The sequence below is a fragment of the Nodularia sp. UHCC 0506 genome (assembly GCF_034931045.1).
In the GTDB taxonomy this organism is placed as follows: Bacteria; Cyanobacteriota; Cyanobacteriia; order Cyanobacteriales; family Nostocaceae; genus Nodularia.
Genome location: NZ_JAYGHH010000002.1, coordinates 40788 through 51417, shown reverse-complemented (window position 1 = coordinate 51417; position 10630 = coordinate 40788). Strand labels below are relative to the sequence as shown.

The window sequence follows — 10630 nt, the reverse complement described above, 5'->3', positions numbered from 1 at the left end:
GGTAAACCTTGTTGCGATCGCGCACAATTAAATTGTTCCAGGGAATGTTGCATTAAAATTGCGGCTTTGAGTGCGCCATCAGTAGCTTGGTCATCAAACAGCGCCATAATAGCATCACCTATATATTTATCAATAAACCCACCAGATTCATCTATGACTTTCCCCATACAAGCTAAATAGTCATTTAAAAATAAAAAAATTTCCATCGGTGTCATAGCTTCTGACATAGAAGTATAATTACGAATATCACAGAATAAAATTGTCATTTTCTGCGTTGAAGCCATACCTACTTTAATATTTTCTATTCCTTGGGGAGCAATGACAGAAACAAATTTATCTGGTACAAATTTCTCAAATGATTGTAATGTTTTTTGCAATTTACTAAATGATATTTGCAATGCATAAGACATTTCATTTACTGAAGTTGCTAATGCACCAATTTCATCTACACGACTATAAATGTCGGCACGATGTTGCAAATCTCCATTGGCAATTTTAGCAACGCTCATTTGTAACCGTCGCACTGGTTCACTCAATTGATTTGCTAAAATATATGCACACACCCAACCGATGTTAAGTCCTAAGCAACCTACTATCAAAGCTTGATAGATTGCATTAGTAACAGCAATATCTATTCTTTTTGATGATATACCTATTCGTAAAGTACCGATTCTTTGTTTACTTAATGCTAATATATCTGAAGCCACTTCAATCACTTGTTCACCTCGTTCACCCCGAATATCTTTGCCAAAGTAAACATCTTTGAGCAGAAATGTCCTTGATACACGAGTCCGAATGTTAGAAGAGGGATCTATTGCATAATTAGTGACGTTTAAAGGTACTATATCAGGAATATATTGATTTATAAATTCTTCAGGAGAGCCTGCAACTAATTTATCACTTTGACGGGCATCCGATACATAAACATAGACGACATCTTGATTTTCTTGCAGTAAAAGTTGTAAATTTATGCGAATTTGGCTCCAATTTTCTTCTGATAATTCATCAGAATAGGTAGTACTTAGAACCTTAGTAATAACTTTAGCATCATTTAACTTTTCTTGACGGTAAAGAGTGGTTTCACTGTTTGCCCAGACCGTAACAATAGCAGCAATCAATCCAAGAATCAGTAAGGTCGTTGAAGTCACGATCTGGGTGCGAATAGAACGAAAACTTAATGTTTTCATAATTGTGGAATTAACTCTTCTACAAAAGTCACCCATCTTTGATTTTTTGTTGTGTTTGGACAATCATCACCAAAGGCCAAAGTGATTGGACCCCCCATTTTCGCGGGAATTAGTTGTTTTTCTTCACCCCATCTAGTAGCTAAGAGAATATCACATTTCAGTATATCCTCAGTTGCTAATTCTATTGGTTGCGTAATTCTACGATGAACGGCTGGTTTACCACGTACAACGACAGAATTCATAGTATTTAAATTAACATTAGCTAACCTGAGAACATCTCGTAGTCTCACACCGTATAATTTAACTTGATCACTCGGCCACCATACCCGATAACCAACGTTTTGCGTCAAGTTAACTTGGGGTAATTGATCTAAATCTGCTAAATTGAGTTCACGTTTACCTATACTAATTTTGGCTTTTTCTGTACCGAAAATGACATGAGTTACATAAAATGCCCACATCTCATCATCATATTTTGTTCTCAGGTCTGGATATTGACTATAGGGAAAAATTAAATAAATCGGCCCACCTTGCTGACGGGGAATTGGTTGACCATCCTTAGCAATTGCTAAAATAATTGGGTACTTGAGTAAATCTTCGACGTTGATAGTCACTCGATAGGCATCATAACAGACAAAAGTTATTTCCGTAATTTCCCTTTGATTCGCAAATTTTTTGATTAGTGATTTTGCAGGTATACCAGTAAAATCAAATACTTCTGTGGGATCAATGATGTTATTACCATCAATAGTCTTAATATTTTCTGTAGCTAAATCCTGCAACTGTGACCAATTTAATGTTTCCGTTTGCCCTGTTGCTGTATGACCTTGTATAAATAAATTCCATTCATTCTGCTGCTTCTTTTTGGTTTCTTCTGCCACAATTTTGGCATTGCGCGCGATCGCCTCTTTACGCCATACTTCCAGTTGTGCATTTGTCGGCGTTTCTGTACAACCACCCAAGTAAGCAATCATACTCACCAAAATTCCTAGAGGTAAATTTTTCCCAAATCTAGATTTAACCACATTAAAAAATACTTCTTGAAGAGGTATGCAGATTGGTGTTAACTACTTTACAGTCATCATTGTAATACTGTTTTACATGGTATAAAAATTGTCTAGAAACAAAATTTATTATTCTGGATTTCACAAAATGAGAATTGCTGGGCAGGATGCAGGGGGAAAACTTCTGTTACCATTACCCAATACCCTGTAAGGGCGGGTATGGCTACGCCACGCCAGCTATCATAGATATCATTACAAGGAAGAAGGCGGGCAAGGATGCCCACCCCACAATATTATTAAACCCGCCCGTACCAACCAATCCCCAATTCCAAAATAAGGAGTTATCAGTGGTATTACAAGTAAAAACCAGCACATACGAAGCTAAAACTCAAGAAATTGCGAAACAGCTTCTGGCCGCTACCCAAGAAAATCGCTCGTTTTTAGGTTCTTTACGGGATCAAATGCGCTGGGATGATAAATTACTAGCTTGGGCAATGAGTAATCCTGGTTTACGGGTGCAACTATTTCGCTTTATTGATACATTACCTGCTTTACAAAATAAACCAGAAATTGCCGCACATTTACAAGAATATTTAGGAGAAGAGTCTGTAGAGTTACCCTCAGCTTTAAAGGGGATGCTGAATTTTGCTAACCCTGATTCTATGCCGGGACAAGTTGCGGCGACAACTGTTTCTACGGCCGTGGAAACTTTGGCACATAAATATATTTCTGGGGAAAATATTAAACAAGTCATTAAAACAGTTGAAAGACTGCGGAAAGATAAAATGGCGTTCACCATTGATTTACTTGGTGAAGCAGTAATTACCGAAACTGAAGCGCAATCTTATTTAGAACGCTATCTAGAATTGATGCAGCAATTGGTGGAAGCATCAAAAAATTGGTCTGTCATTCCAGCTATTGATCAAGCTGATGGTGAAGCAATACCACAAGTTCAGGTTTCTGTCAAGTTGACGGCGTTTTATTCCCAATTTGATCCTTTAGATGCTGAGGGTAGTGAAGAGAGAGTTAGCGATCGCATTCGGATTTTATTACGTCGGGCGAAGGAATTAGGCGCAGCTGTGCATTTTGATATGGAACAGTACGCTTATAAAGATTTAACTCTGAATATTCTGCAAAAGCTACTGTTAGAAGATGAGTTTAGACAACGGACAGATATTGGGGTGACAATCCAAGCATATCTGCGTGACAGCGAAGAGGATGCTAAAAAGCTGATTTCTTGGTTACAACGGCGCAGTTATCCCCTGACAGTCCGGTTGGTGAAAGGTGCATATTGGGATCAGGAAACCATTAAAGCGGAACAAAAGCACTGGGAACAGCCAGTTTATAACGATAAAGCGGCTACAGATGCCAATTTTGAAACTATTACTCAGCTATTGTTAGAAAATCACCAATATGTATATGCTGCTATTGGTAGTCATAATGTGCGATCACAAGCTCGTGCAATTGCCATAGCCCAAAGTTTAAATGTCCCTCGTCGTCACTTTGAAATGCAAGTGTTGTATGGGATGGGGGATAAGTTGGCAAAGGCTTTGGTGGATCAGGGTTATCGGGTTAGGGTTTATTGTCCTTATGGTGAGTTGTTACCGGGGATGGCTTATTTGATTCGGCGGTTGTTGGAAAATACGGCTAATAGTTCGTTTTTACGGCAAAATCTGGAGAATAGACCAATTGAGGAGTTGTTAGCGCCTCCGAATATGGATTTGTCTCACGCAAAGGCGCAGAGGCGCAAAGAAGAGGAGGGGGGGTTCTTCGGTGTGGCGGATACAGATTATTCAGAAGAAGAAGCAGTTATTAAGTCTGCGGCGGCTTTTAAATTGGTGCGTCAACAACTGGGTAGGACTTATTTACCTTTGGTGAATGGGGAGTATGTGAATACTGCGGAGTTTGTTGATTCTCTGAATCCTTCTGATTTTAGTGAGGTGGTGGGTAAGGTTGGTTTGCTGAGTGTGGCACAGGCGGAGGAGGCTATGCTGGCAGCTAAGACTGCTTTTCCTGCTTGGAAGAAAACGCCTGTACAGCAACGGGCTGGGGTTCTCAGGAAGGCGGCTGATTTGATGGAGTCACGTCGGGCTGAACTTGCGGCTTGGATTGTTTTGGAGGTGGGGAAACCTGTTAAGGAAGCAGATGGGGAGGTTTCTGAAGCTATAGATTTTTGTCTGTATTATGCTGCGGAAATGGAACGGCTGGATGCAGGTGTAATCTATGACGTAGCTGGGGAAACTAATCGTTATATTTACCAAGCTAGGGGAATTGCTGTAGTGATTTCTCCTTGGAATTTTCCCCTAGCGATCGCCTGTGGAATGACAGTTGCTGCTTTAGTTGCGGGTAATTGTACTTTGCTTAAACCTGCGGAAACATCTTCGGTAATTACAGCTAAATTCACAGAAATCTTAATTGAGGCGGGAATACCTAAAGGTGTATTTCAATACGTCCCCGGTAAGGGTTCCGAAGTGGGGGCTTACTTGGTGAATCATGCAGATACTCACATTATTGCTTTTACTGGTTCTCAAGAAGTGGGTTGTCGGATTTACGCTGAAGCCGCAACCCTGAAACCTGGACAAAAGCATCTCAAGCGGGTAATTGCCGAAATGGGCGGGAAAAATGCGATTATTGTGGATGAAAGCGCTGATTTAGACCAAGCTGTTGTCGGGGTGGTACAGTCAGCATTTGGTTACAGTGGGCAAAAATGTTCTGCCTGTTCGCGGGTAATTGTGCTGCAACCAGTATATGATGCTTTTGTACGGCGGTTAGTTGAGGCGACGAAATCTTTAAATATTGGTGAAGCTGAGTTACCTAGTACCCAAGTTGGGCCAGTCATTGATGCTAAGGCACGCGATCGCATCTTGGAGTATATTGAGAAGGGTAAGACAGAAGCACAAGTAGCCCTGGAGTTAACAGCACCAGAACAGGGTTATTATATCGGCCCTGTGATTTTTAGTGACGTGCCAGCTGATGCGACTATTGCCCAGCAAGAAATATTTGGCCCAGTGTTAGCTGTAACAAGAGTAAAGGATTTTGCAGAAGCTTTAGCCGTGGCGAATGGGACTAATTATGCTTTAACTGGGGGGATTTATTCTAGAACGCCTTCCCACATTCAGCAAGCACAGACAGATTTTGAAGTCGGGAATGTCTATATTAACCGCAATATTACAGGTGCTATTGTGGCTAGGCAACCTTTTGGCGGTTTTAAGCTTTCTGGTGTGGGTTCTAAGGCTGGAGGCCCTGATTATCTGCTGCAATTCTTAGAACCGCGCACGGTTACGGAAAATATTCAACGCCAAGGTTTTGCACCCATTGAAGGCGCGGAATGACACGGCGCGTTTATTTTCTGAAACTTGCTTCAGAAATTTAACAACTATTTGGGAGGGTTTTTATATCCCTCCCAGTGTAGAATACCCAATACCCTATGCACTACTTCCGGCTGGCGATATACACAATCATATAGTGTGAGGTCGGCGCACAAACTGTAAAAGAACTTCAAAGAGTACTTTTTTTGTTACCGACAAAAATAGATAAAATCGTAATTATAAAAAATAGTTAGGTTTTCAAGCTTTCTATGGAAATAAGACAGTCCGGAATACATAATTTAACTCCTGAGATTCTTAGAAAAGAGGTTGATGAAATGAATCAAATTGGAATTACCTTTGAGTCAGGTCTAGAACTGGCTTTAGCTAGTTACATTATTATTAATACTTTGGGAGGGGATTTTTGGGCTAAGGAATGTACTACCTTTGGTAAAAAACAGGATTTTTTTAAAACCAAGGGAGATGCTCGAATTATTCACCTTGCACATATGCTTTGGTGTTTGAGAAATTATAGTGGGTTTCAAGAATTCTCAGAGCGAAATAAAAAAGGGGATTTTGAATCAGCTTATTATGAAGTAACTGCTGCTCATTTTTTTTCTGAAGTAGCCAATTCGATTCGTTTTATTATTCCATCTGGTGTTAAAGGTTCTGATTTTGATATTGAAGTAAGTAAATTTTTGTCGTATAATAGTCTATATGTTGAGATAAAAGCTCGACAACAACCTTTCGCTAATGAAAGCCAAATAAATGATCTTTTCAATAAGGCTAGAAGACAGCTCCCCAAAGATGGTCATGGTGTGATATTTTGTAAGATAAAAATATCAGCACAGTTAAAGCAACAGTTAACGCAGGATGATTTTATTCGTGCTGCAAAAAATTGTTTAAAAACGAGTAAACGAATATCTTTTATTGTCTACTGCTGGGATCACTGGGATTTAATTGAAGAAGGTATTGCATTAGCTTACTTAGCTATTAATGAATATGGAGATATGGGTAACATTTTTGCAGGATCGCCTAATCCTTTAAGACTTTCATTTATAGCTGACATTATCTGAAAAATGCTAATAAGCTAGCATCCGAAAGGAAGATTAATATTAAGTTGCGTTCAATTGTGGAGATTGAACACAACTCGTTATAGGTTATAGGTTTGGACTATTGAAGGAGGTTCAAAACTTCAAACCCCAAGCGGTAAAAGCCAAAGTACCCCAACCCAGCAAAAAAGCGACACCACCCAAAGGCGTAATTGCACCCAAGATTTTCACACCAGTTAAACTCAGGGCGTACAAGCTACCAGAAAAAATCGCAATACCAACGATAAATAACCACCCAGTAGCTATTAACATCGGTTGAGGTGATGTTGCACGACTAATTAATAAAGCTACTAACAAAAGTGCTAAAGCGTGGTACATTTGATAACGTGCGCCTGTATCGAAGATTTCCAGCGATCGCTCACTAATCTTTTCTTTCAAGGCATGAGCTGCGAAAGCACCTGCGGCTACAGATAAACCGCCTAAAACAGCAGCTATGCTGACAAATATTTGTGCCATTCCTAATCAGAATTGATTTTAGATGTCAAAATGATATGATACAGCCCCTTTTTCACTCACCTGAAAATCTGCATTGAATTCTTTAGCTTTCATATCTAAATACTCTTGTGCTTCTGCGGCTGGTAGTTGACAATTCATCGCCAAGCCTAACACAGTGACGCGACCGTTATTTTCTTGTAACAATTGATAAAAATTCGATTGCAAGCGATCGCTTAGTTGTTTCTGAAGTGCTTTTTTCTCGTTCTTACTTTGACGATACAACCCTAAGCTTAACCAACCGCCTAACAACATTGTAGGTACACCGTAAATTATACCATTTCTCGAAGTATTTTCCAAGAAATCAAGAGCAGGTTTGTTAGGAAAATCATATACTACAGCCTCATTGTATCCGGTGGAAATGGGCTTGGTTATAGAATTTTTCTGATTTGTGGCTGAAACTGATAGTGTCAAAAACATGAATCCCAGCGTTAATAGCCAACCCGCAGCCAATTTTTCAGCAGTCTTCATAATTTCACATCAGATTTTAAACTTTGCTTGTGATTCTAACCTGACTTAATCCAAAGCTTCCATTAAAAACAGTTAAATATGAAATAGGTAACTAATATCACCTTGTTCACTGGGTTCAAAAGAAGCATTGAATTCTTGAGATTTCTGATTGAGATATTCTTTGGCTTGTTTTCCAGATAGCTTTGCTGCCATAGCGAACTGTAAAACAGTAATTTTACCATGATTGGCTTGCAAGATTTGATAAAAAATAGAGTCCAGGCGATCGCTTAACTCTTTTTTATTTCCACGGCGCAAACCCCAAAACATATATCCTCCCCCTGCTGTTAACGGTACACCCAAGACTATTCCCCCCCAAAATGCATCGTGTGCTTCTTGTTTTTGTTCTGGAGTGATATTTTCAGCGTTTAATTCAAATAACGTGCTAACGCTAACCATCAAAAATAAAACTCCCACAGACACCATGAACCCAGCACAGACTTTTTTAATGCTTTTCATAATTGCGACAAGTATTTAAATTCCTCGTCGCAATTCTAACTTTATTTGCGCGTAGCTTCCAGTAGACGCGAGTAATAAAAACGAGTCTTAGTCATCGCTTGGCGTTGTACCGTAAAACCATTACTTTCCAGGATTTTCACCACATCAGCCTCACGATGCAGATAGGCGCGAGTGGCTTTACTAGGGCCAGGAAAGAAACTGCCAATTTTTTTAAGTATACTCAAAGCACAGGTCTTGGGCGCAAAGCTCATAATTACCCGTGATTCTGCCAAAGAACAAAGGTGAGAAACCATTTCATCAGCTTTTTCTTGGGGGTAGTGAATCAGCACGTCCAAGCAAATAACTGTATGATAGCTACCACTCAAAGATTCTAAATCCTGGACAGCAAAAGTGGTATTTTCGGAATTTTCCAAGGTTGCTAAAGCTCTATCCTTGGCTTCTGTCACCATTTTTTCAGAAATATCGCTGGCATAGATTTTAGCACCATCTACCGCTAAGGGGATGCTCAGACTACCCACACCACAACCAGCATCACAGATTGATAATTCTGATAAATTACCATCGTCTTTCAGCCAGCCAATAACCGTATCTACAGTTTGCTGGTGTCCGGTGCGGATATCTAGCTGGACTTTGTTGACTTCGCCATCGCCGTAAATTCGCCGCCAACGGTCAAATCCTGTGGAATTAAAATACTCGCGAACAATCGTTTTATCATCAGCTACGTTCATAAACTTAAACTTTTAAGTGTTCCCAACCCTTAAAATTATCATTAATAGCAACCGTCAAGAATATTCTGATATATCTTTTTCAAGAATTTTTTCTCTGACTTACGGCATACTAACTAATTATATATAATACCTGAGTTAGCTTGGTATTTATCACTTTCAGAGATAAAATCTATTTTTTAAACTCCAATATTCCAAATCAACTCCTGTGGAATTAAAAACTAAGTAATTGATAGTTATTAGTCATTTGACAAAATCAACCTCAGATTTTGATTTTTGCTTTTTTATTAGTCTTGATTAAGATATAATTAGAAAATAATATAATTGCAGTAGTTATGCTCTAAATAATTATTTCTTTTATTAACCTATCAATCGGTGTATACCTTATATATTACAGCGATTTTTACATAATTGAGAACAGGATTGATAGATTCAAAACCTTGAATTATAGGAACTTTAGAGATATGCTCAATTACCAACAATAATTTTAATCAACCCGCCCCTACTGGCTTGATACTCAGCCCTTTGCAATTTGCCATAGTTTATTTGTTCATTTAGCTTGTTGAATAACTAACCAATGACATCAAACTTACTTGACAGTCCCATTATTCAGTTTACAATTCTCCTGACAGTAATTTTTACTATACCTCCTATATTTGAACGCCTACGACTACCAGGATTAGTGGGTTTGTTGGTAGCAGGTATGGTGCTAGGGCAAAATGGGTTAAAGCTTTTAGATACTAACTCCGAAACTATCAAACTGCTTTCAGATATCGGCAAAGTTTATTTAATGTTTGTTGCCGGGTTGGAAATTGACTTAGGACAGTTTCGTAAAACTAAAAATCGCTCAATTGTATTTGGATTTTTCACATTTATTTTCCCCTTAATTGCTGGGATATGTGTAGGGCGATTGTTCGGTTTTAGCTGGAATGCTTCTGTTCTGATTGGTTCTTTACTAGCCTCCCATACTCTCTTAGCTTATCCCATTGTTAGTCGTCTGGGAGTTGTAATGAATGAATCTGTGACAGTCACAGTAGGGGCGACAATTTTTACTGACACAGCTGCTTTACTAGTGTTAGCAATTTGTGTGGGAATTCATCGGGGAGAATTTTCGGCAATTAGTTTAGTAACTTTATTAAGTGGATTAACCATTTATTCTGCTATTGTATTTTTTGGCTTTGATTGGGCAGGTAAAGAATTTTTTCGCCGTTCTGGAGATGAACAAAGTAACCAATTTTTATTCATCTTACTAGCTTTATTTTTGGCATCTGTGGGAGCGCAGATAGTTGGAGTTGAAAAAATTGTTGGGGCATTTTTAGCAGGTTTAGCAGTTAATGATGTTGTGGGACGCAGCCCAGTTAAAGAAAAAATTGAATTTATCGGCAGCGTCTTATTTATCCCTTGTTTCTTTGTAGATATGGGACTGTTAATTAATATTCCTGCATTTATCAAAACCCTTGGTTCAATTTGGCTAACAGTGGTAATTGTATTAGCTTTGATTTCTAGCAAATTTATAGCGGCATTTTTAACAAAGTTAATTTACCGCTATAACACTGCTCAAATGCTCACAATGTGGTCATTATCACTGCCACAGGTAGCCGCTACATTAGCAGCAGCCTTAGTCGCCTATCAAACATTAAATCCTGCTGGTGAAAGACTAATTAGTGAAGGTGTCTTAAATAGTGTGATTGTTCTCATGCTAGTTACTTCAATTATGGGGCCATTAATTACATCACGATTTGCGGCGTTGTTACAAATGCCCCAAACAGATTTAGAAGCAGAAAATATTTCAACTTGGTGGGAAAATTATGATAGTCAACCACCAGAAAAAACGCAGCA

General features: G+C 38.9%; 9 protein-coding genes. 3 read left to right on the top strand and 6 right to left on the bottom strand.

What is annotated here, in order from left to right; genetic code table 11:
• Both VB654_RS01940 and VB654_RS01935 read right to left on the bottom strand, forming a co-directional pair.
• On the bottom strand, positions 1 to 1187 hold a 1187-nt coding region (locus tag VB654_RS01940; protein WP_323211686.1), incomplete at its 3' end, for an adenylate/guanylate cyclase domain-containing protein.
• On the bottom strand, positions 1184 to 2212 hold the full coding sequence (locus VB654_RS01935; RefSeq protein WP_323211685.1) for a molybdopterin-dependent oxidoreductase: 1029 nt from the start codon (positions 2210 to 2212) through the stop codon (positions 1184 to 1186). The genes VB654_RS01935 and VB654_RS01940, both read right to left, overlap by 4 nt.
• Before the next feature lie 326 nt (positions 2213 to 2538).
• Between VB654_RS01935 and pruA the strand changes: the two genes are divergently transcribed.
• Positions 2539 to 5523 carry an L-glutamate gamma-semialdehyde dehydrogenase gene (gene pruA, locus VB654_RS01930; protein WP_323211684.1) on the top strand — a complete coding sequence of 995 codons (2985 nt, stop codon included), beginning with the start codon at positions 2539 to 2541 and terminating at the stop codon, positions 5521 to 5523.
• Between the two features lie 245 nt (positions 5524 to 5768).
• The gene (locus tag VB654_RS01925) at positions 5769 to 6572 is read left to right on the top strand and encodes a hypothetical protein (RefSeq protein WP_323211682.1); all 804 of its coding nucleotides are present in this window, start codon (positions 5769 to 5771) and stop codon (positions 6570 to 6572) included.
• A 111-nt stretch (positions 6573 to 6683) separates the two neighbouring features.
• Here VB654_RS01925 and VB654_RS01920 read toward each other — a convergent pair whose 3' ends face one another.
• The 4 genes from VB654_RS01920 to bchM all read right to left on the bottom strand — a co-directional run bounded on the left by VB654_RS01920 (position 6684) and on the right by bchM (position 8794).
• Complete coding sequence (locus VB654_RS01920) at positions 6684 to 7064, bottom strand: DUF423 domain-containing protein (RefSeq protein WP_323211681.1); 381 nt, start codon at positions 7062 to 7064, stop codon at positions 6684 to 6686.
• Between the two features lie 18 nt (positions 7065 to 7082).
• Positions 7083 to 7571: a hypothetical protein gene (locus VB654_RS01915; RefSeq protein ID WP_323211679.1), complete on the bottom strand. Its 489-nt coding sequence runs from the start codon at positions 7569 to 7571 to the stop codon at positions 7083 to 7085.
• Between the two features lie 72 nt (positions 7572 to 7643).
• A complete protein-coding gene (locus VB654_RS01910) occupies positions 7644 to 8066 on the bottom strand; it encodes a hypothetical protein (RefSeq protein WP_323211677.1) in 423 nt (140 codons plus the stop codon).
• 41 nt (positions 8067 to 8107) lie between these two features.
• A complete protein-coding gene (bchM, locus tag VB654_RS01905; protein WP_323211676.1) occupies positions 8108 to 8794 on the bottom strand; it encodes a magnesium protoporphyrin IX methyltransferase in 687 nt (228 codons plus the stop codon).
• A gap of 574 nt (positions 8795 to 9368) precedes the next feature.
• On the opposite strand from bchM, the gene VB654_RS01900 reads away from it, so the two are divergent.
• Positions 9369 to 10630 (top strand): cation:proton antiporter (locus VB654_RS01900; protein ID WP_323211674.1); only part of this gene is annotated, 1262 nt, incomplete at its 3' end.

Coding starts and splice junctions, on each gene's coding strand:
- VB654_RS01915 (WP_323211679.1), bottom strand. CDS start 7,571: ATGAAGACTGCTGAAAAATTGGCTGCGGGTTGGCTATTAACGCTGGGA.
- bchM (WP_323211676.1), bottom strand. CDS start 8,794: ATGAACGTAGCTGATGATAAAACGATTGTTCGCGAGTATTTTAATTCC.
- VB654_RS01920 (WP_323211681.1), bottom strand. CDS start 7,064: ATGGCACAAATATTTGTCAGCATAGCTGCTGTTTTAGGCGGTTTATCT.
- VB654_RS01910 (WP_323211677.1), bottom strand. CDS start 8,066: ATGAAAAGCATTAAAAAAGTCTGTGCTGGGTTCATGGTGTCTGTGGGA.
- VB654_RS01925 (WP_323211682.1), top strand. CDS start 5,769: ATGGAAATAAGACAGTCCGGAATACATAATTTAACTCCTGAGATTCTT.